17 protein-coding genes are annotated in these 21,670 nt (G+C 38.8%); 2 read left to right on the top strand and 15 right to left on the bottom strand.

The window, feature by feature from the left end:
• Positions 1-38: 38 nt before the first annotated feature.
• Entirely contained in the window at positions 39-524 is a 486-nt protein-coding gene (locus LHV68_12395; protein ID MCB4792669.1) for a hypothetical protein, read from the bottom strand.
• Positions 525-804: 280 nt separating this feature from the next.
• Positions 805-1,383 (bottom strand): YfiR/HmsC family protein, encoded by a 579-nt coding sequence (locus LHV68_12390; GenBank protein MCB4792668.1) that lies wholly within the window; start codon positions 1,381-1,383, stop codon positions 805-807.
• A gap of 126 nt (positions 1,384-1,509) precedes the next feature.
• Here LHV68_12390 and LHV68_12385 point away from each other — a divergent pair, with 126 nt between their 5' ends.
• Positions 1,510-3,510, top strand: a complete 2,001-nt coding sequence (locus LHV68_12385) for a TonB-dependent receptor plug domain-containing protein (protein ID MCB4792667.1) — start codon at positions 1,510-1,512, stop codon at positions 3,508-3,510.
• Positions 3,511-3,600: 90 nt separating this feature from the next.
• Complete coding sequence (locus LHV68_12380) at positions 3,601-4,806, top strand: pyridoxal phosphate-dependent aminotransferase (GenBank protein ID MCB4792666.1); 1,206 nt, start codon at positions 3,601-3,603, stop codon at positions 4,804-4,806.
• A gap of 117 nt (positions 4,807-4,923) precedes the next feature.
• Here the strand turns inward: LHV68_12380 and LHV68_12375 are convergent, their stop codons facing one another.
• From LHV68_12375 to LHV68_12315, 13 genes are all read right to left on the bottom strand, one after another.
• Positions 4,924-6,558, bottom strand: a complete 1,635-nt coding sequence (locus LHV68_12375) for a glycosyltransferase family 39 protein (protein MCB4792665.1) — start codon at positions 6,556-6,558, stop codon at positions 4,924-4,926.
• Between the two features lie 104 nt (positions 6,559-6,662).
• Positions 6,663-8,087, bottom strand: a complete 1,425-nt coding sequence (locus LHV68_12370; protein MCB4792664.1) for an Rne/Rng family ribonuclease — start codon at positions 8,085-8,087, stop codon at positions 6,663-6,665.
• Positions 8,088-8,232: 145 nt separating this feature from the next.
• Entirely contained in the window at positions 8,233-10,689 is a 2,457-nt protein-coding gene (locus LHV68_12365) for a TIGR03960 family B12-binding radical SAM protein (protein ID MCB4792663.1), read from the bottom strand.
• Between the two features lie 125 nt (positions 10,690-10,814).
• Positions 10,815-11,855: a Fic family protein gene (locus LHV68_12360; protein ID MCB4792662.1), complete on the bottom strand. Its 1,041-nt coding sequence runs from the start codon at positions 11,853-11,855 to the stop codon at positions 10,815-10,817.
• Positions 11,856-12,003: 148 nt separating this feature from the next.
• Positions 12,004-12,318 (bottom strand): hypothetical protein, encoded by a 315-nt coding sequence (locus LHV68_12355; protein MCB4792661.1) that lies wholly within the window; start codon positions 12,316-12,318, stop codon positions 12,004-12,006.
• Positions 12,319-12,769: 451 nt separating this feature from the next.
• Positions 12,770-14,179, bottom strand: a complete 1,410-nt coding sequence (locus LHV68_12350; protein ID MCB4792660.1) for a tetratricopeptide repeat protein — start codon at positions 14,177-14,179, stop codon at positions 12,770-12,772.
• An 84-nt stretch (positions 14,180-14,263) separates the two neighbouring features.
• A complete protein-coding gene (gene rodA, locus LHV68_12345) occupies positions 14,264-15,631 on the bottom strand; it encodes a rod shape-determining protein RodA (GenBank protein MCB4792659.1) in 1,368 nt (455 codons plus the stop codon).
• A 131-nt stretch (positions 15,632-15,762) separates the two neighbouring features.
• Positions 15,763-17,550, bottom strand: coding sequence for a penicillin-binding protein 2 (gene mrdA, locus LHV68_12340; GenBank protein ID MCB4792658.1), 1,788 nt, complete (start codon positions 17,548-17,550; stop codon positions 15,763-15,765).
• A 182-nt stretch (positions 17,551-17,732) separates the two neighbouring features.
• Positions 17,733-18,227 (bottom strand): rod shape-determining protein MreD, encoded by a 495-nt coding sequence (gene mreD / locus LHV68_12335; GenBank protein ID MCB4792657.1) that lies wholly within the window; start codon positions 18,225-18,227, stop codon positions 17,733-17,735.
• A 3-nt stretch (positions 18,228-18,230) separates the two neighbouring features.
• On the bottom strand, positions 18,231-18,980 hold the full coding sequence (gene mreC, locus LHV68_12330; GenBank protein ID MCB4792656.1) for a rod shape-determining protein MreC: 750 nt from the start codon (positions 18,978-18,980) through the stop codon (positions 18,231-18,233).
• Positions 18,981-19,208: 228 nt separating this feature from the next.
• Entirely contained in the window at positions 19,209-20,237 is a 1,029-nt protein-coding gene (locus LHV68_12325; GenBank protein ID MCB4792655.1) for a rod shape-determining protein, read from the bottom strand.
• An 18-nt stretch (positions 20,238-20,255) separates the two neighbouring features.
• Positions 20,256-20,609 (bottom strand): 50S ribosomal protein L17, encoded by a 354-nt coding sequence (gene rplQ / locus LHV68_12320; GenBank protein ID MCB4792654.1) that lies wholly within the window; start codon positions 20,607-20,609, stop codon positions 20,256-20,258.
• On the bottom strand, positions 20,602-21,564 hold the full coding sequence (locus LHV68_12315; protein ID MCB4792653.1) for a DNA-directed RNA polymerase subunit alpha: 963 nt from the start codon (positions 21,562-21,564) through the stop codon (positions 20,602-20,604). The genes rplQ and LHV68_12315 overlap by 8 nt, the downstream gene beginning before the upstream one ends.
• Positions 21,565-21,670: the final 106 nt, after the last annotated feature.

The following is a 21,670-nucleotide window of genomic DNA, read 5'->3' as shown; positions in this document are numbered from 1 at the left end:
AGACAAATAAAAAACCCGTCCTAATAAAAATGGACGGGCTAGCCAACCTTATTAAAAGCAAATATAAAGCTTGGGTCGATGGAGCCCCTGGGCAGCATATAGATCAAAACTAAAAATGACAGGAACACGAACGCATTTGGTATTTTAAGAGGGTGTCTCGCCATATCCCAGAAATAAAGCATGTTGGATATATCAGTGGCAATAGCAGAGTTTGAAGACTGGCGCAAACTCTGGGTACTGGTGGCGCTAAAACTGCACAGCTGGGAGACCGGGAGGGTATTGTCCGTACTGTTAGTGTCCTTTTTAGATTTATGCTCAACGGGTAACGGAGCAGAGTTTGTCTTGGTCACCAGTTCCATCATTATTTTTACGGCTGTGGTCGTATAAGTAGAAAGTAAAAAGTTTTTGTTTACCTGATTTGCGCTTTCAAGGGCTTGGCAGCCGTTTTCAGGAATCGGGAACGAAGCAAGGAATGTCTGAAGTAAGAATGCCAGTATAATATATATAATTATTTTAGGTTTCATGGTTATATATATTATAACTTCTATTTATGAAAATTCAATGGAAAGCTTGTGAATAATATGAAACATTTCGCCAGGCGTGAGCCCGCCCAAAAAGGTAGTGGCAAATGTTCTATGAAAAGAGAAGTGAAAAAGTATTGATATTTGAATAAATTAAATTTTCATAGCAGGCGAGGGAAGTAATTTCGAATTACTCAAGGGCAACGGTGCAGGTAATGAAAAACAAGTAGATTTTTGACATTACGACCAAAAAAAAGGGAGCAACGTTTTTTTTAAGCACCCCTTACTTATATGCTTTTGCAAGAGCTGCAAATTCCTTTGAAAAATTGCTGCCTTCTTTAACAGCAGAATCATTATTTAAGGTTATGGCCGGTTTTTCATTTTCAAGAGAAAACCCGACAGAAATACCGTTTTTCATTTTCTCATACGAATCCTGGCCGCATACTGTGAGTATGCCTGATTTTTTTGCAAATTCAGTTACCTTTGCTATTTTTTCCGGCGTTTCTATACTAAGATACAATACATTAATGTTTTTTTCCTTAATTGTTTCTGGCTGATTTACGGCTTCAAAAGGCAATAGGCAGAAATCAATGCTGTAATTCTTGACCTTTACGTTCCTGCCTTTAAAAACCAAAAGTTCAAGGAGCAGGCTTTTAGAGCTTTCTATCCATTTGCGGTTATTCTCATAGATTATCCCTACCGTAATTACGCCATTCGAGGCATTCCTTCCTATATTCTGGTCATAATTAAGGATTTTCAACAGGAGAGCAGCCTGTAAATTGTAAGGCAGAAAAGCCGCACTTAGCACATTTAAAAAAAACAAGCAGGAAAACAATAAATTTAATATATATTTTATTTTCATTTTTTGCAAGTTATCCCAATAATAATTTAATCTTTTATCAAATTATTATTTCAAAGTCAAATTTAACAAATTAGTGTTGACTTTTTTGAAATATTTTGTGATAATTGACAAAAAAAAGGAGGGTCAATGCCAAAAATACAAAAGGTTTTATCTGTTATATTAATGTCTTTTTTATGTTTTTGTGCTTCTTTGTACGCGGTTGAGGCTGCGGACAAAGCTGACGATCTGCTGTCAATGTCCCTTGAAGACCTGCTTTCAATGAAGATCACCGTTGCTTCTGTTAAGGGAAATACTGTTAGAGAATCACCGGGGATCGTTACCCTGATAACCCGTGATGAGATCGTTAATTCCGGAGCACAGAATATTACTGATATTTTAAGGTTAGTCCCGGGTATAGGGTTCGGTGTTGATGTACAGGGTGCAGTAGGTTTAGGGGTCAGGGGAAACTGGGCCCATGAGGGCAAAGCCGTTATTTTGTGGGATGGTTTTGAGCTTAACGAACTTTTGTATTCTTGCCTTCAATTCAACAACCGTTTTTCTTTAGACCAGATAAAACAGATAGAAATTATAAGAGGCCCCGGTTCTGCAATATACGGCGGTTTTGCCGAACTTGCAGTTATCAATATAGTCACAAAAAGTGCAAAAGAATTAAACGGACTTGAAACCGCTGTCAATTATGCACAAATGTCAAAACCAGCGTATTCAAGGCAGAATATCAGTTTATTGTATGGGAAAGAACTCGCCAACTCTTTAAACTTCGTAGGTTCAGCTTTTGTAGGCCAGTCCCGATTAAGCGACAGGATTCATACGGATATGTCTGGGAACTCGTTTAATATGAGCCAAGGTTCCGCACAGGACCCTTTTAACTCTTCTTTTAAATTAAATTATAAAGGGTTTGAAACAGCCGTTCTAGTAGACAGGTATCAAACATTGCAAAGAGATGAATACGGGACAATAGACTTGGACAAACCGGTAAATACGGATTTTGAGTCATACTATGCAATGGCAAAATATAATTTTAATGTTTCAGACAAGATAACAGTGACACCTAAATTTAATTACAAATTTCAAATACCCTGGAAACAAATGAATTCAAATTATTCTAATTATTTCAGTGCAGTAGAAAGATACACCTCAGACCTGTCTGCTTCCTATAACCCGTCTGAAAAAGTGAACATACTTGCAGGCGTAGAATATTACAACGATAATGCGGAAGACAAATTGGAAGGAAGCGCCCGGTATAACGGATCAAAGAATGCAAGCTATTTTAACATCGCAGAATATTTGCAGTGCTTGTTTAATCTGCCGATATTCAATGTGACAGTAGGAGCCAGGTCTGCAAACCATTCGCAGTTCGGTTCAAGTTTTGTTCCGAGGTTTGCTTTGACAAAAGTAATAGGCAATTTCCATTTTAAAGTTCTTTACAGTAAAGCTTACAGGGAGCCGAGTATAGAAAATATCGCGTTAAATCCGGAAATAAAACCTGAGAATACGACCGTAAGCGAATTAGAAGCCGGGTATCAGCTTTCGAAGAATCAGTTCGTGACAGCAAACATTTTTAATATTAATATTGAAAAACCTATAGTGTACGGCGTAGATCCCGGAACAGCCATTGAAGCCTATTATAACTATGATAAAGTAAAGACCCAGGGCGCAGAATTTGAATACCGTTTAAAATATGAAAAGTGGTATACTACCATAAATTATGCATATTATGAAGCGATGGATAATACGGTAACAAGCTATGAGGTCACAGGCAACAAAGATGAATTGCTCGGGTTTTCGCCGCACAAAGCAAGTTTAAATTCAAGTTTTAGCCTTACAAATAATTTAAGCGTTAACCCCTCACTAGTTTACATCTCAGAACGTTACGGTTATTATACTTATGATTATACCAGCAATCCTGCCGGAGACCCTGTTCTTAAGAAATTTGATCCTGTTACGTTTGCAAATTTATATTTTCACTTTAATAATTTCGTTTCTGTCAGCGACCTGACCTTTGGCATAGGAGTTTATAACATCCTTGATTCCGAATATGCTTTTATTCAGCCTTACAACGGCGGCCATGCGCCTTTACAGGGGCCGTCACGCGAAGTTGTTACAAAATTAACTTATAAATTCAAATAATAAGTTTTCTGTAATCTATTTCTATGTATCCGTAAACAAGCACAATCTAATAAATTGTGTTTGTTTGTTATATTATAAGGAGCAACTAATATGTATTTATCCGACAGGGCAAAAACTATCAAGCCGTCCCCGACCCTTGCGATTACTGCAAAAGCAAAAGCTTTAAAAGAAAAAGGCATTGACGTCGTAAGTTTTGGCGCTGGCGAGCCGGATTTTGACACGCCTCTTAACATTAAGGAAGCGGCAAAAAGGGCCATTGATGCCGGATTTACGAAATATTGCCCTGTAGAAGGCACCCCGGACTTAAGAAAAGCTATCGCAGATAAACTGAAAAAAGATAATAGCCTTGATTATGAACCAAGCCAGATCATTGTATCCTGCGGCGCAAAACACTCTCTTTACAATCTTTTTCAAGCGGTTTTAAACCCGAAAGATGAGGTCATTATACCTGCTCCTTACTGGGTTTCATACCCGGATATGGCACTATTACAGGGCGCAAAACCTAAGATAGTAAAAACAAAAGAATCAAATGATTTTAAAATGACCCCTGAAAGTTTAAAAAAAGCAATCACAAAAAGGACCAAGGCGGTCATCATTAATTCCCCTTCAAACCCTACAGGAAGCACTTACTCAAAAGAAGAATTGGAACTCCTGGCAAATGTCTGCCTTGAAAGTAAAACATTGATAATATCCGATGAGATATACGAAAAACTTGTTTATGACGGATTTAAGTTTGCCTCTATTGCAAGCCTATCCCGCGAAGTTAAAGAACAGACCGTTGTGGTAAACGGTGTGTCAAAATCTTATTCCATGACAGGCTGGAGAATAGGCTATGCGGCAGGGCCCAAGGAAATTATAAAAGCCATGACAGACATACAAAGCCAGTCAACTTCAAATGCGACATCGATCTCTCTCAAAGCCGCAACTGAAGCATTGAACGGCCCACAGGATGAAGTCGAAAAAATGAGACAGGAATTCGAAAAAAGAAGGGATTATATAGTTGACAGGCTGAATAAAATAAAAGGTATAAAGTGTTTTAAACCGACAGGAGCATTTTACGTTTTCCCTAACGTTAAAAAGCTTCTTGGTAAAACTTATGATGGGAAACTTATATCAACAACGGACGAGCTTTCAGAGTATTTAATAGAAAAAGCCCTTATAGCTGTGGTTCCTGGCGACGGTTTCGGCGCACCGGGCTACATCAGGTTATCTTATGCTAATTCGATGGAAAACATATCTAAGGGTTTAGATAGATTGGAGCAGGCAGTAAAATGGCGTAGAGCGGACAGCATTTAGCGCATAGGAAATAATAAAAAGACAGTTATTTCTCAACTGTCTTTTTTATTTTGACTTTTATCTTTTGTTTTGACTTTACTATCCGCTAAACGCTAATATTTAGACGCTATTCAATAATTATTCGCTAATTTCATAAATTGTATATAACAGAATATTTTTCGAATTTTTAATCTCTTTAACTATCGTAGTTTTTCTTCTTGTTTTCATAACGTAATTCATTAGCAAGTCATAACTAAGGGCGTTGTACGACACATAAGATTCCGGTTTTAATAAATATATTTTTTTATAACTTTTTAATAAATTATTAAGCTTATCTTCATCAATGGTATCATTCCATCCAACCATCTCCATATTGTTCACCCTGCCTTTACTAAAATAAATGGTTTTAAATATTAACTCAGAACCAAAGCAGCATAAAGGTTTGAGATCGTGATTCTTTAAATACTCCGATAGCTCTTCCATATAAAAATATGTATTTCCAAAATATTCCCTTCCTGATTTAAAGTCCGAATAATACATATATACAGCCCTGGTATTTGTTGCAAGCAACATGATTATTAACGAACATGCCAGTATTTTACTTGCTATTTTTGCTATGTTCATTTTACCATACCCTTCGAATATATTGCTCACATTGTTTATTAAAACAGCAATTACAAAATGAGCAAACGGATACATTATAATTAAATGGTAGCTTCGAAAAGTAGTAGGTGAAAATAGTGAGGCAATAAATACGATTATAAAATAAATATAAACGAATAATATTCTTTTAAATTCCAGCCTTTTTACCTTTTTAAATATATAGATAATAAGATTAACAAATAAGGCGAAATAAAACGATAAGACGACTGGCTTGCAATTATATTTATCACTTTCTGGTATCCCCCATTCTTTATCAAAACCACCTATAATATTATTGTATTGATGGATCCTTGTTTTCATATTTTGCAGGACATTGCTATTATTTGTACCAAGACTCGTGGTCTTGCCATTATAAATAAAGCTTATGAGCTTAAACGAATCTCCTTTCTCCAGTATATTATAACTTATGAATAAAGAAGCTCCCAAGGCAAAACATGAAATTAATAAAACCCATTGTCTAATACTATATTTTTTTCTTAGAGCAAGTACGCTTTTGGGAAACAGTATTATATTTGCACCTATGATCCCCGAATAACGCGCTATTACCGATATTTTTACACTTAATCCAAGCCCTAAAGCAAAAGATGCTAAATATAGATATAATTTTTCTTTATTCTTTAGATTGTAAATATATAAAACAATCGCCAAATAAAAAAAGAAACTAACATATGGTTCAAATAAAAATGAACCGATTCTTCCGAAATGTATAAATCTAAAATCTGTCCCCAGAAGCAACGCCGTTATCAGAGCTGTTTTCTCGTTAAAATAATATTTGATAATATAGTAGACCATTAATATAGTTAAATATGACAGAACTATCGGGAGTATTCTTAGCGACCAAATATTTATTCCAAACAAAAGAAATACAGGGACATACATATAATTAGGCAATGCAAATAAATATGGTTCCTGCATATTTAATGGAAGCTTTTTTCCAAACAGATGAATTTCATCTCCGCAATAGTTTGTATCACAGCCTTCTATCATTTTTGTTGCGGAAATTCCCGGCCATAATTCATCCGAATTAGTATCGATATAATTGAGATTTACTATACTGGCCGAGAAATAAAATATTGTCCATAAAAGTAGTACTATAATATTGTTTTTCATAAATTATTTTAATGAATCCGGCGGGGTAAAACAATAGCGTATGGCGGATGGTTAAAGTCTTTGACTTTCCTAAACGCTATACGCTACACACTAAAAATTATCCGCTATTCTATGATTATTTGGTAATCATCCCAGCTTATAGCCGGGCTTTGACAGATCTCAATTGCTTTCCCGCCTACTTTATGTACCCGCTCCAGCCTTTTTGTAAAATATTCCGCTACATCCGGGTTTAGTTTTAATTTAACTTTACCGTGATGATGGCCTAGTTTTAATTGTTCAAGTTCTGTATTTATATTTATAAAAAGCGATTCACGGGACGGCACAAGCCCGACTCCGTGGCAAGTGGGGCATGTTTCGCCAAGGAATGAAAATATAGATTCCCGTTTCCGTTCACGCGTCATTTCGACAAGCCCGAGGCTTGTGATAGGAAGTATTTTTATTTTCGCCTTATCTCCTTTAACCGAAACAGTGAGCTCGCTTAAAACCTTCTGTTTGTTTTTTGCGCGTTTCATATCAATGAAATCAATGACGATTATGCCTCCTATATTTCTTAAACGCAGCTGCCTTGCCACTTCTTTAGCGGCTTCAACGTTCGTTATGGTTACGGTTTCTTCCTGCGAACGCTGGCCTGTAAAACTGCCTGTATTAACGTCGATGGCACATAGTGATTCTGCTTCCTGTATAATGATATACCCGCCTGAAGGGAGCTTTACTTTGTTAGAATGCAGTTTCTTTATCTCTTCCTCTATCTTAAATGCCTTAAACACAGGAGTTTTGGTCGTATAAAGTTTTATTTTTCCTATAAGCTCAGGAGCTATTATCTTTATGAAATCAAGCACCTCTTCGTATTCCTTTTTTGAATCTATAAGTACGATCTCCACATCTTCGGTCAGATAATCCCTTAAAGTCTGAAAAACAAGCCCCAGGTCTTTATGGATCAAAGAAGGTGTTTTTGCGGAATTGTATCTGGAACTTATAGAATTCCATAGCCGGGTCAAGTATTTTACTTCCCTTTTAAGCTCATCCTTACTGGCTTCCTCAGCTTCAGTGCGTACAATGAGCCCGAAATTTTCAGGTTTTATCTCATTAATTATGCCTTTAAGCCTGCTCCTTTCCTCCCTTGATTCTATATTCCTTGAAATGCCTATGTCTTTTGAAAAAGGCATTAAGACGAGGTATCTCCCGGGGAGTGATACGTCCATGGTAATTCTTGGGCCTTTAGTGCTTATCGGTTCTTTTTCGACCTGGACCAGGATCTCTTTTTTCTTCTGTATCTTATCTTCTATCCTTGCAGACCGGTTCTCGCAAACCACATCGTGGATGTTCAGGTAGGCATTTTTTCCAAAACCTATATTCACGAACGCGCTTGAAATCCCCGGCAGTATGGCTTCGACCCGTCCCTTGTAAATATTCCCAACGAACTTTTCAGATTCTTTTCTTTCCATAAACAAGTCAATTAGTTTGTCGTTTTCCAAGATAGCGACCCTTGTCTCTTCAAACGACCTGTTTACAATTATTTCTTTTTTCACCCAGCCCCTCCTTAAAACTTAATAAATTTATTTGCTAGTTACGCCTATATTTTAATTCTTGAACCCACGAAAACCTCTCTATAATTGGAGGGGCTGGGTTCATTATATTCTTCTATACCGTTTGCCTTCTATCTTTTATCGTGTTTTATGGTTCTAAGATAGAACCATCATTTTTTTCTATGAATAACGCTGTCCTTGTTATGTTTACCAGCTTCACTTCTTCATCGTTAAGGCCGGACAATAACTGCACTATCTTTTCGGGTTTGACCGTTTTTTTCGGCCCGAACCTTAATCTTAAGAACAGAATGCCGTTCTCGTTTTTTAAACTTAAGATCAAAGGTTTAGCATCTACCTTTTCAATGTGCCCTTTTTTTGTTTTCTCTATCCACAGATCGGGTTTTGAAAGAAGTTCGTTTATGCGCCCCTCTTGCACACTTAAATTTATTGCATATTCGGCCACATTTGTCAATGAATCCAGGCTTGATGAGAATAGAGGAAGTTTTTTAATGGACAATAATTCATAACCTTGGGTCAGATTTTTATCTATCATTGCCTTTAACTCGCCCTGCTCCACCTTCTCGTAAAGTTCCATTTCAAGATACTCGCTGAGGCTTTCATAGCCCACAGATATGGCAGGCCCGAACGATATCTTCGGCTGCGGATGAAAACCGGAAGTATTCACAAGGGGGACATCAGCCCTTCTTAGCATTCTTCTAAAAAACTCTATCTGTTCAAGATGAGACAGGAAACGCACTTCTCCTTTTCTTGAAAACCTGAGTTGCAGGCGAAGGAGCGGCTTTTTACTAAAAATATCGGGCCTTGTCTTAAGTGAATGTGGCCGGATATTAACGGGATTAACGCTGCTGTCTTCAACCGGAAAGCTTGAGCCGGCACTTAAACTTTCCTCATAATCCTTCCACAAGCTTTCCTTATCGCTGATAGCAAGATGGTCCCAGGGCAAAATATCTTCGAATATAAAATTCCTTGACATATAATAGTCAGGGTCAATGGATTCTTCCTTAAAAGCTTCCTCCCAGATTTCTATTCTTAACTTATCTTTCCACTGATCAAACTTGCATCCTTTTTTATAAGCGGTTGTTATAACATTTGCAAGACGCCTGTCACCCCTTGCAAAAACAGCCTCTAATTTCGAGCTTTTTATGGATGCCTGCTTTACCGAAGCAGGCAGTTCTTTCATAAGTTTTTTGAGGCTGTTACTAAGGACATCTTCATCTGCCATACCTGTCCATTGGAAAGAAGTATGCGGTTTTGGCACGAACGGAGAAATGGTAACATTAAAATTCATTTTTCCAGTTTTTTGATGAAGCTTTTTAACAAGCGCAACGATGGCTTCTATATCTTCGTATTTTTCTGTAGGCAGCCCTATCATAAAATAAAGCTTTATCAGGTGCCAACCCATGTTTGAAGCAAGCACAAGCGTATCAACTATCTTAGTTTCCGAAAGCCCTTTTCCTATAACATTTCTCAATCTGTCGGAACCCGCCTCAGGAGCGAACGTGAGGTTAGGTTTCTTGCCGGACCCCAGGTTGCTTGCCACCTCCAGGGAGAACAGGTCACAGCGAAGAGAAGGAAGAGATATGCTTAATTTCTTGGCTTTGTATAAATTATTTATCCCCAGGAGCAGTTCCTTGATATCCTTGTATTCGGTACAGGATAAAGAAGATAGAGACACTTCTTCATAGCCCGTATTCCTGATCCCTTGCTCGATCAGTTTTAAGACTTTTTCTTTTGAGCGTATCCTGTAAGGCCAGTAATACCTAGATGCCTGGCAAAATTTGCATCTTTGTGTGCACCCTCTTGCTATCTCTATATTAAGCCTGTCATGAACGGTCTGCAAATAAGGGACTATCGGTTTGTCGGGATAAATAGATTCTTCAAGCTTTACAACCCGCTTCTCTATTTTTTCAGGTATCGCATCGGAAATTGGCTTAAAACTTTTTATCCCCCCGTCTTCTTTATACTCCACATTATAAAAAGAAGGAACATATACCCCAGGTATTTTTGCAAGTTCCAAAAGAAGTTCGCTTTTATTTTGCAATTTGCATTTTGCAATTTGCACTTTCACAATTATGTCTTGGATGGCTTCTTCCCCGTCTCCTATTACAAACGCATCAAAAAAATCCGCCACAGGCTCCGGGTTTGCAGTAACCGGCCCGCCGCCGATGATGAGAGGATAAGTTTTGTCTCTATCCTTTGAAAGAAACGGAATACCGGAGAGTTCGAGCATATTTAAAACATTCGTAGCACAAAGTTCGTACTGCAAAGTAAATCCAATGATGTCGAACTCCGCCAAAGGAGTTTTTGATTCAAGCGAAAACAACGGCAGATTATTCTTCTTGAGCTCCTTTTCCAGATCCTCAGCCACGCTGTAACATCTTTCCGCAAGAGCACCTTCCATTTTATTGATAATATTATAAAGTATCTCCAGCCCCAGGTTAGACGCTCCCAACTCATAAAGATCCGGAAAGCAAAGGCATACCTTTACCTCACCCTCTTTTTTCCGGCTCGCATTATATTCATGGTCAATATACCTCCCCGGCCTCTGCACCAAAGGAAGAATTTTATCTAAATCAATATTCATATTTTTCTTTTATCTTTTCACTCAGTCCAACAAATACATTATGTACCTACTCAATAATTATGTTGTGTGCCCCAGCTGATTTCTTATTACCTATTAAATTACCTAATTAAATTGTTATTACCTAATTAAACATTTTCCCATTTGGCAAATTTACCGCGTCCAAGACATTTCACTTTTCTATTTATTTTTAACTGTTTCAATAAATGCCTTATCATATCTATGCTTACACCAGGGCATTCTTTTTGAATCTCTGAAACAGTAAATGGAATTTTCCGCTGTTTTATCGCGGAATAAATAATATCTGTTTTAGCTCCTCTGGATTCCTTGACATTTCCTGCCCGTTCCTTAAACTCTTTATAAGCTGACTTTATAATGTACATTAGAAAATTAATGTAAGGCCAGGGATTATGTTTACCTTCATGCCATTTAAAAGAACTTTCCTCAAGCGTTTCATAATACCTTTCTTTATTATTCTCTATTAATCGTTCAAGGCTTATATACCGCCCAACATCAATTCCCAAATGATAACAGCTTAACAAAAACAACAACCTTGAAACACGCCCGTTGCCGTCTCTGAACGGGTGAATGCATAAAAAATCCAAGTTTAATGCCCCAAGAAGAATAAATTGGTGTATCCATTTTTCACGTATACCGTTATTCCATAGAGTTATTGTTTGTTTCAGCATAGCGGGTGTTTCCTGTGGAGCTACAGTTCTAAAACGTACTCTTTGCCTGCCATCTGCATATTTTTGAATGATATCAACATCCTTTTCCTTATATTTCCCGGCATCCCAAACTTCGCCGCGGCATAACTTATGCAGGCTTAATATTGTTTTTTCCGCTAATGGTAATTCCTTTACACTGGTATGAATAAGGTTTAAAGCATCCCTGTAACCCTGAACCTCTTCTTCGTTCCTGTCATGCAAAGAAGGTTTCCCAAAAATCAAAGTACCTATCCGTGATTTCTTCACTTCAACACCTTCAATACGGTTTGACGACACAGCACTTTCGATCAAAGCATGTTCACGCAACAGCTTAAGCTTTTGAGGAGCTTGTTTCTTAAATAATTCCTGTATCCCCTGCATATAACTAATATCAGCTATATACCACGATGCCTGTATCGGAATCTGCGTTGGCTCTTTTGAAAACATTTCCAAGGTTTTCATTATTATTAACCTCTCATCATATCCAAATTTTTGTCTTTTTTACTCCATTCCACAAATTAGTCAATAATTAAGGTGTGTGTCCCCGGAATTATAGGAATTCCGTCCCCTATTTTCTCGGAATTCAATTATTCCTTTAATTTATTTCTAATTATATCTTCCATGTTTTAGTTATTCCTTTTTTATCTAATGGAAACTCTATTTTAATAACCTCTTCCTCAACATATTTACCTTTTCTAATATACTTTTTGACAATTTTAATTTTTTCATTATTACTTTTCTTATCATTTACTCTTGCATTCAATATAGCTATAACAAAACCAACTATTACTCCAATATTTACCATTATTGTTGATATATCAGCAATAATCTCAATTCCGGTCTCATGAGATTCCACAACAATAGCATTTGTTCCACTCCCAATTAAGGCATCCCCTCCATCTTTTAATGGAGTATTTGGTTCCAAATAACTATTAATTAAATTCTATGTTTTTGGGTAACAATGTGCGAGACATTGGCAACCACCATTTTCAGAAACTATTTTTATGCAAATTAATCCTTCATAATCCTTTTTACCAAGTAAAGCTATCGCTCGGTCATAACTTATTTTAAGTTTATTGTCTACCATAAAAGTATTTTAACTCCCATTATTAGTTTGCCAAATGTTATTGGTTTCGCAGCATTTATATTTTTGACTTTAAACCCCTTTGAGCCGTCAATGAGTCGAGTATTTTTCAGGGGTTGTCGGCGAGGACTGTCTGAGCCCCTCATGGCGACAGCCGAGGGGCGAGTTCCGCAGCCGCCTGAAAAATACGAGCGAATGGCTCAGGGGCGCATTTCTTTTCGTCAATTTTCTTTGTGCGCCCAAAGAAAATTGACCCGGGGGCGCGGGGGCGGGACAGCCCCCCTACCACAAGTTACCTATTCCAATCAAGCCCTGCTTCACGCAAAAATTCCTGCGATTGAACATTCCCAAGTCTGGCGGCTTTCTTAAAGCAGGAAAACATCTTTATGCGGTTCCCTTTCTTGCGGTATGCAAGGCCCAGATTGTAATAGGAATCAGCATGATAAGGATTTAAACTTACTGCTTTTTCGTACATCTCGATCGCTTTGTCGTAGTTCAATTGTTTGCAGTATAAAAGGCCTAAAAGGAAATAAGTTTTCCCATGATTCGGATCTATAGCTAAGGCCTTGTCGCAAGCCTCGATCGCTTTATCAACGCTTCCTTTGCCATCGTATGCAAAGCCTATATTGTAATATACATCCGGATGTATCGCCTGCCAGGCCGGGTCTTTATCATGGTTGACAGCCAGTGCTTTCTCATATATCTCGATCGCTTTATCGTAGCTTTCTGCGCCGTAATAGCCATGCCCGATGCCGAGATAGGCCTCTGCGCGGTCAGGGTCAATGTTTGCGGCTTTTTCATACAGCTCTATCGCTTTGTCATAGTTTAATTTTTTGTCATACACAAGCCCCAGATCACAATAGGCTTTTGCACTTCCCGGATCGATACTTACCGCTTTCTCATACATCTCAGCCGCTTTATCGAAGTTTCCTTTTTTTAAGTACGAGAAACCTAAAAGAGAATATGCTTCCTTATTTTCCCGGTCGATACCTACCGTTTTCTCGCAGGACTCAATTGCTTTGTCTGTGTTCCCTTTACTGTCATAGGCACAACCTGTACTGTAATAAGCGTCCGCATACTCCGGATCAAGGTTTAGCGCTTCCTGGTAATATTCGATCGCCTTATCATAAAGCCTTAAATTATAGGCGTCCTTTCCCTTGCAAAACCACTGGTACGCTTCTAAATTTTTCGCCGGGGCTTTCTTTATTTCCTGTTTTTCATTTTCAGCAAGTGTTATTTTCAGACTATCCAATAAACTAAAAAGTATCTCGTCCTGGAGTTTAAAAATATCGTCTATCTTCCCCGTTGCCTCAGCCTTACCAATTACTTTTCTTTTTTCCACATTTATAAACCGTGCGCTCACTTTTAAAGTATCCCCCTCGGCCTTATAAGAGCCTAAGACTATTACATCTATACCATAGTTTTTCCCTGCCTTGACCGCAGTTTTTTCGTCAACTACTCCGGATAGTTGATATGTTATTTCATCTAATATTTTCGATAGCTGTTTTCTCTCAAGCAGGTTTATTTCTTTTACCTTATTAAGTTTTGCGGCCAGGGTTTCCGAAAAACCCGCACCTACCCAGCTCGTTTCTTTATCTTTTGTTATATTGTTAAAAGGCATGACCGCTATATTTTTTGAAAATGCAGGGCAAGAAAAGAAATAAACAAAAGTAATTACAATTATAAAATGTTTTTGAAACATTATGATTTAACCCTCCATTTTAAATAAGTCCCGACAAAAGTCGGGACACCTTAATTTTGCATTTTGCAATTTGAAATTTGCACTTTAGTTTGTGTATCTTCTTATATGTATCGAAAAAAGTATCCCGATAGCGGTCAACGATGACACCATCGATGAACCTCCGTACGAAACAAAGGGAAGAGGAAGGCCTGCTGCAGGCATCAGACCCATAACCATACCTATATTTATTATCGCATAAAAACCGAACATCGTAGCAATACCTGTTGCCACCATAGAACCATACCTGTCCCGGGCTTCCCTGGCAATAACAAGGGCCCTCCAGATGAGGGCAAAATAAAGCGATACCAGAAAGAACGAGAAGAAAAACCCTGTTTCTTCTCCTATGACAGAAAATATAAAATCCGTGTGCTGCTCCGGCAGGAAGCCAAGCTGGGTCTGCGTCCCTGAAAAAAATCCTTTGCCGAAATAATGGCCTGAACCTATCGCTATCTTTGATTGTATTATATTATAACCTGAGCCCAGCGGGTCTATGTCCGGGTTTATAAAAACAACAAGCCGTTTTCTCTGGTATTCTTTTATTGATTTTTGTATTACCGCAGATGAAAGGCTCCCGAACACGATTATCAAGGATAACGATATAAGGACTATTGAAGGTATATGTATCCTGAAATTATTCAATAGCCACCAAACTACCGCAAGAAATAAAACTATGACAGATAAGACTATAAAAGCTTTAAGCCCTCCGTGGGTAGCAAGGACAAGATAATTAAAGAACGGATGAAAGTGCAGGAAATCCGGCTGCATGCGCAGATATGTCGAAATAAGAGGTATTCCTACAGCGATACTTCCGAAGAGGATAATTGCCAAAAGATAAAGTATTTCAGCACCCGCAACATATAACAACGCTATAGTAACAGGAAAATACACAAGGGTTGACGAGAAGTCCGGCTGCACCAAAACAAGTATAATGTGCCCCAGGAGTAAGGCTAACGGAACGAAGAGCGCCGGAAGTTTCTTCATTTCCCGCCAGTGTTTATCAAGATGAGCCGCTAAGACTAAAATAAACATTATCTTAGTGAACTCGACCGGCTGGAACGCAAAATGTCCTATATGGAACCACCCTCTTGTCCCCCTTATAGTCAATCCAAATATAAGTACCAAACCAAGCATCAATATTGAAATTATGTATATAAAAACATGTATTTCCTTGAAATATTGGTAATTGAAACTCAAGAACAAGATCATGGCAAGAAACCCAAAAAATATCGCAAAGGACTGGGTGATAAAAAACCTGCCGGGGTTTCCGAAATGAAGCACCGCGGAATACACAGCTATCAGCCCCGAAACTATGATAAAAGTTATGATAATAAGCAAAAACCAATCCATTTTTTCAACAAACCGTTTTGGCAATGTTTGTTTTTCCGACCCAATTAATTCCAGTTTATAAGGCATGTTCTAATAACCCCATTAAAATGCAAAATGAAAAATTAATGTGTCCGCTACTGCGGACTTATTTAAATCATCCCGCCATGGCGGGATACCATAATTTTGCAATTTTCATTTTGCAATTTTCATTATTCGTTTTACCATTCATTCTTTGTCTCTTCCTTAAACGCTTCCTTGAATATTTTTCTTGCAATGGGAGCTGCCACACTGCCTCCGTGGCCGCCATTTTCGACAATTATAGTCAGGGCCAGCTCAGGATTATCGCTCGGAGCATAAGCGATGAACCAGGCGTGATCATCACCCTGCGGATTTTGGGCAGTACCTGTTTTTCCTGAAACCTTCAGGTTCTTAAAAAAACATCCCTGGCCGGTACCGGTTTTTACAACTTCTTCTAATCCTTCTTTTATCAATTGCCAGACTTCGGGAGAGAGCTGTATTTCACTGAGTTTTTTTGCATCTGTCTTTGAAAGTATCTCGCCCCCAGAAGATTCTATCCTGTCAAGTAAATATGGTTTATATAAAGTGCCTCCGTTCGCAACAGCCGACATCATAACAGCCATTTCAATAGGAGTTACCCATAAAAAACCTTGCCCTATAGCCATATTGATCGTATCACCGGGAGTCCAGGGCTGCCCAAACCTTGCCATTTTCCATTCCTTGCTCGGGATAAGTCCTTTTTTTTCTCCTGCGAGTTCAATACCTGTCTGCTTGTCAAGACGGAACATTTTTGCATACTTCTCAATCAGGTCAGACCCGGATTTTAATCCTAGTTGATAAAAATACACATCGCATGATTTTGACAAAGCAGGCAGCAGCGAAAGCCTTCCATGTCCTTTCTTTTCCCAGCACTTAAATACTTTATCCCCGAAAGCAAATTGTCCTGTACAAAGGAATGTTTTGGACGGGTCTATCACTTTTTCTTCTAAAGCACCTACAAAAGTTATTATTTTAAATATTGAGCCCGGTGGGTAAAGGGCTTGTATAGCCCTGTTGAACAAAGGAAGGTCTTTATCCGTAATATACTTATTAAACTCTCTTGAAAAAGATTTCTCCGGATCAAAACCAGGGCTGGATACTAGTATCCTTACCGCACCTGATCTCGGGTCTATGCCGATAACTGCCCCTCTTGCTTTTTTTAGTTTAAGAGTAGCTTCTAAACCTTCATAAGCTGCCTTCTGCAGGTTTGCATCTATGGTAGTATAAATGCTTCCGCCTACGGAAGAAGGGATATGCCTTATCAGCCGGGTTTGGTGCCCATAAGCATCTACTTCTATCTGCCATCCGCCATCTTGGCCGCGTAAAGTACCGTCCCAGACCTTTTCAATGCCTGAGCGGCCGATATAATCTCCCATTTTATATGTATCGGGTTTTACGTTTTCAAGTTCTTTTGCGGTAATTTCGCTTAAATACCCTACAAGATGAGAATTAGCCATTAGGTCGGTGTACTCGCGTTTAGATTCTCTTATTACAGATATTCCAGGAAGCAAAAGCCTCTGCTCCTGTATACGAAACATCTCTTCGAGGCTCAAGTCTTCTGCCAGCCTTACTACCTTGCCCCTGCTCCAGCTCTGGATAAGACGAGTAGTTAAGTTTTTTACCGGGAATATTTTGTTTAGTTTAATAAGCAGTTCTTTTGGCGGTGTTGTGTACTGGGCAAAGGGATAGAAAAGGGCAACGAACGCAGTCTTATTTTCTACCAATTTGTTTCCGAACCGGTCGTAAATAATGCCCCTGGGAGCTCTTTCAAGGATTATCTGAATATGTTGTTGTTCAGATATATCTTTATAATAGTTGCCCCTTACTACCTGAAGGTATAAAAGGCGGACTGACATAGTAATAAATAAAACCAACAAACAATAAAGTACAAAATTGTGTTTTTCTAAAAAGTTTTCATATGCAAGCTTATGTTCCTGTTGCCATACCATAGGGGCCTAATTTTAATGCAAAATGAAAAGTGCAAAGTGCAAAATTGTTGTATCCCGCCTCCGATGCTTCGATACGGAGTCCGACAGAATCGTCGGACACGGCAGGATCAATTTAAATAAGTCGCCAAAGGCGATACTTTAATTTTGCATTTTTCATTTTGCATTTTGAATTTTCCTTTAAATTAATATCTTTTTTCATCTATGTCAAAATAATCCACCAACAGCGAACATACCCTGAAAACAGGAGGAGCTAAAAGCATATTAATAAGAGGCTGTAAAATCATTATATAATTGACCTGCAATTTCCCGTCCCCAAAAAACTGATACAATAAAATAAGGGCTAGCCAATAGAATATTGAACAAACAAGAGTAAGGAACACCTGAGTACTAAGTTTATTTTCATCCCACTTCTTGCTTAGAAGCCCAAGGAAATACCCGAGGCAGGTGAAAATAAAAGCATGGCACCCAAAAAGCCTTACTGAAAAAACATCCCAGGACAACCCCCATAAAAAACCGTACGCCTGGCCTGTAATCGAGCCGCGCATGAGGCTTAAGAATACTATAAATATCAAAATAAAGTTCGGAGCCAGCCCGTTTATGGAAATATACTGGCTGAAACTGAACTGTAAAATAAGCCCTATTAAGAAAGATAAAATATAAAACACCGGCTTTATCATTTTTTATTCCGGGATCAAAACAATGACTTCTTTTAGATTATTTATGTCCGCTCCGGGCTCAACGAACACAGACTTAAAACGCTCATCATCCGACGGAGCTATCTCTGCCATCCTCCCGATTAAAATATTCGGGGGAAATACTGAGCTTAACGGGCTTGTGACTACCTTATCCCCGACCTTAATATCATTTTCTTTCATTAGATAATTAAGTTTTACCAGGCTGTTGTTTTGCCCTTCGATGAGACCTTCGTGCCCGCTGATGCCCGTCATGGCCGGCAAAGCAGAAAAGGCATTAGTAACAAGTATTACCTTTGAATAATTTTTAAATACCTCGCCTACCCTTCCTAATACATAAGAATTATTCTTTTCCCAGGCCAGGACCGGAGCATCTATTACTAACCCGTCGTTTTTCCCTTTCCCGATTATTACCCACTGAAACCAACTGTTCGGCTCGCGGCTTACGACCGTTGCTACGACTGCTTTTTTTGACAGAATGGGCAAGAACTCAAAAATATTGCGCAGCCTTGTATTTTCTTCTTTAAAATGTACATATTCATTTTCAAGCCTGGCATATTTTTCTAATTTTTTCTTTAAGTTTATGTTTTCCTGGTGAGCCTTGACCAATTCTTTTATGTTTTTGGAAAATCTTTGGCTGGAATTGATCACTTTTGATGAAGCGATAGGGGTAGGTGAGATCAGGTAAAAAAGAAAGTTCTTAAAGCCTATTACGTAATCATTAAGGCGGGTTGTCATAAAAAAGACGCTTGTAATTAATAAGAAAAGAAATATAAGATTTGATTTGCGGTGAGAATATAAATCTTCTTCCATGGTTTAAAGGGGCTCGAACCCTTAACTTAATGCAAAATTAAAAATGAAAAGTTAAAAATTAAGGTGTCCGCTTTAGCGGACTTATTTAAATTAATCCCCGCCTTGGCGGGATACTACAATTTTGCATTTTGCAATTTGCATTTTTCATTGGACTTACAGGATTCCTTTTTTTGCGGAACGGATGTTATCCAATTCTTCAAGATATTTTCCCGTACCCCTTACTACGCACGTAAGAGGATCCTCTGCTATATTTACAGGAAGCTCTGTTTCCTGGCTAAGCAGGTCTGATATCCCGCGCAGCAACGAACCTCCTCCTGCTAAAACTATGCCCCTGTCAACCAGATCTGCTGAGAGTTCGGCAGGTGTTTCTTCCAGTGTCCCTTTGATGACTTCGACAATGGACTTTATCGGTTCTGATAACGCCGAGCGGACTTCTTCGGAAGTTATAGTTATCGTTTTAGGAAGCCCCGTAACCTGATCCCTTCCTTTAACTTCCATGCTTTTTTCTTCTGCTAAAGGAAAAACTGAACCTATCCGGATCTTCACTTCTTCGGCTGTATTTTCGCCGATTAATAAATTATATTTTCTTCTAAAATATTGGACTATCGCTTCATCCATCTCATCACCGGCCACGTCGATCGATTTTGATACCACCATGCCGCCTAAAGATATGACCGCTACCTCTGTGGTGCCTCCGCCGATATCAACTATCATGTTGCCTTCGGGTTCCTGTATTGGTATGTTCGCGCCTATAGCAGCAGCCATGGGCTCTTCTATCAGATACACTTCCCGTGCCCCGGCCTGCTCGGAAGACTCTCTTACGGCTCTTCTTTCTACTTCCGTTATCCCGCTTGGGATACCGATGACTACCCGGGGATGAAGAAGGCTTCTTCTGTTATGCACTTTTTTGATGAAATACCTTATCATTTGTTCTGTGACTTCAAAATCCGCTATTACTCCGTTCCTGAGCGGCCTGACGGCTATGATATTCGCAGGTGTTTTACCAAGCATTCTTTTTGCTTCAATGCCGATAGCCAGGATCTTTTTTGTATCTCTTTCTATAGCTACTACGGAAGGTTCTCTAAGCACTATCCCCTGTCCTTTTACATAAACAAGGACCGACGCTGTGCCAAGATCGATCCCCATATCATTTGAAAAAAGCCTGAATAAATAATCAAACATATCTTTAATCCTAAGTCACTAACTCAAAAGCCTTATCAATACGATTTCTGCGTTATCTCCGACCCGGTTCCCCAGTTTATACATCTGGGTATACCCGCCACTGCGCTCTTTAAACCTGGGGACAAGGACTTCAAATATCTTTTTCTGGACTTCCTTATCCTTTATCTCTGCAAAGATCTTCCTCTTTGCATCGAGGGTTAAAGGCTTTGCTCCGGTTATAAGCCTTTCGGAATAACTCTGAAGCTCTTTTGCCCTGGCATAAGTAGTTTTGATCTTCTCATGCAAAAAAAGAGATGTCGCCATGTTCCTGAGCATAGACCTTCTATGGGCACTTGTTACGGATAATTTCCGCCTATGATAATTCTTAATCATTTTCGATTCCTTTCATCCCGAGAGATAAACCTAACTCTTGCAGCTTTTCTTTTATCTCGGTTATTGAACGTTTCCCGCAATTTTTAAATGAAAGTATTTCCTCTTCCTGCTTTATGACCAGGTCTCCTATCGTTTTTAACCCCGCACCGGTAACTGAGTTATAGGACCTGACAGACAGGTCCATAATACTGATGGGTTGTTTTAACAACTCATTTAATTTTTCGTCCTGGACTTCCTGCTGCGTGACTGTTTCAACTACAGGCTCGGGCCCTGTAAAAATACTTAGGGTGTTCTTGAGCACTTTTGCAGAGTAAGCAAGGGCGTCCGAAGGAGAAACTGACCCGTCGGTCCATATTTCGAGTATCAATTTATCATAATCGGTTATTTGTTCTACTCTTGTATTTTCAACCTCATAGTTAACCTTTATTATAGGTGAATACAAGGCATCAAGGACTATGGTATTTGTTGTATATTTACCCTGGGCATTTTCGGATTCGACCACATAACCTTTACCGCGGGTCACTTCCATCTCGATCTCAAGTTCTGCTCCGTGGTCCAGGGTAGCTATGGGTTGGTCGATAGTCAATATTTCGATATTTGCATTAGGTTCTATATCCTTGGCTGTGACCAGGCCGTGTTTCTTTACTTTCAAGAAAAGGGTTTCAGGGCCTTTAGTATACATCTTAAGCCTGATTCTCTTTAAGTTAAGTATGATATTTGCAACATCTTCTTTCACATTTTTAAGCACTGCAAATTCATGCAAAGCACCTTTTATGCGTATCGATGAAATGGCAGAACCTTCAAGGCTCGAGAAAAGTATCCTTCTTAAAGCATTGCCTATTGTATGCCCGTATCCCCTCTCAAATGGTTCGGCAATAAAGCGCCCGTACGTGGGAGTTGCTGTCTTTTCGTCTAATTCAAGCCTGCGCAGTTTCTCTAAATCAATTGTCTTCATTCCGTTAGACCTCCAAAAAGTATCGGAATTATATGTAGTTAGCTTCGCTAACTTTGATTCCGGTGATAACCTATAAAGATTACAGTGATAACTCTATTTGTTTTTG

Source organism: Candidatus Liberimonas magnetica, from assembly GCA_020523885.1.
Classification (GTDB): Bacteria; Elusimicrobiota; Endomicrobiia; order Endomicrobiales; family JAFGIL01; genus Liberimonas; species Liberimonas magnetica.
This window is presented reverse-complemented; position numbering and strand designations above follow the sequence as displayed.

Bases quoted from the DNA above. Each gene is read 5' to 3' on its own strand.
- LHV68_12375 (MCB4792665.1), bottom strand. From the start codon at position 6,558: ATGAAAAACAATATTATAGTACTACTTTTATGGACAATATTTTATTTC.
- LHV68_12315 (MCB4792653.1), bottom strand. From the start codon at position 21,564: ATGAAGACAATTGATTTAGAGAAACTGCGCAGGCTTGAATTAGACGAA.
- LHV68_12350 (MCB4792660.1), bottom strand. From the start codon at position 14,179: ATGTTTCAAAAACATTTTATAATTGTAATTACTTTTGTTTATTTCTTT.
- LHV68_12380 (MCB4792666.1), top strand. From the start codon at position 3,601: ATGTATTTATCCGACAGGGCAAAAACTATCAAGCCGTCCCCGACCCTT.
- LHV68_12365 (MCB4792663.1), bottom strand. From the start codon at position 10,689: ATGAATATTGATTTAGATAAAATTCTTCCTTTGGTGCAGAGGCCGGGG.
- mreC (MCB4792656.1), bottom strand. From the start codon at position 18,980: ATGACAACCCGCCTTAATGATTACGTAATAGGCTTTAAGAACTTTCTT.
- mreD (MCB4792657.1), bottom strand. From the start codon at position 18,227: ATGATAAAGCCGGTGTTTTATATTTTATCTTTCTTAATAGGGCTTATT.
- LHV68_12360 (MCB4792662.1), bottom strand. From the start codon at position 11,855: ATGAAAACCTTGGAAATGTTTTCAAAAGAGCCAACGCAGATTCCGATA.
- LHV68_12395 (MCB4792669.1), bottom strand. From the start codon at position 524: ATGAAACCTAAAATAATTATATATATTATACTGGCATTCTTACTTCAG.
- rplQ (MCB4792654.1), bottom strand. From the start codon at position 20,609: ATGATTAAGAATTATCATAGGCGGAAATTATCCGTAACAAGTGCCCAT.
- rodA (MCB4792659.1), bottom strand. From the start codon at position 15,631: ATGCCTTATAAACTGGAATTAATTGGGTCGGAAAAACAAACATTGCCA.
- mrdA (MCB4792658.1), bottom strand. From the start codon at position 17,550: ATGGTATGGCAACAGGAACATAAGCTTGCATATGAAAACTTTTTAGAA.
- LHV68_12390 (MCB4792668.1), bottom strand. From the start codon at position 1,383: ATGAAAATAAAATATATATTAAATTTATTGTTTTCCTGCTTGTTTTTT.
- LHV68_12325 (MCB4792655.1), bottom strand. From the start codon at position 20,237: ATGTTTGATTATTTATTCAGGCTTTTTTCAAATGATATGGGGATCGAT.
- LHV68_12385 (MCB4792667.1), top strand. From the start codon at position 1,510: ATGCCAAAAATACAAAAGGTTTTATCTGTTATATTAATGTCTTTTTTA.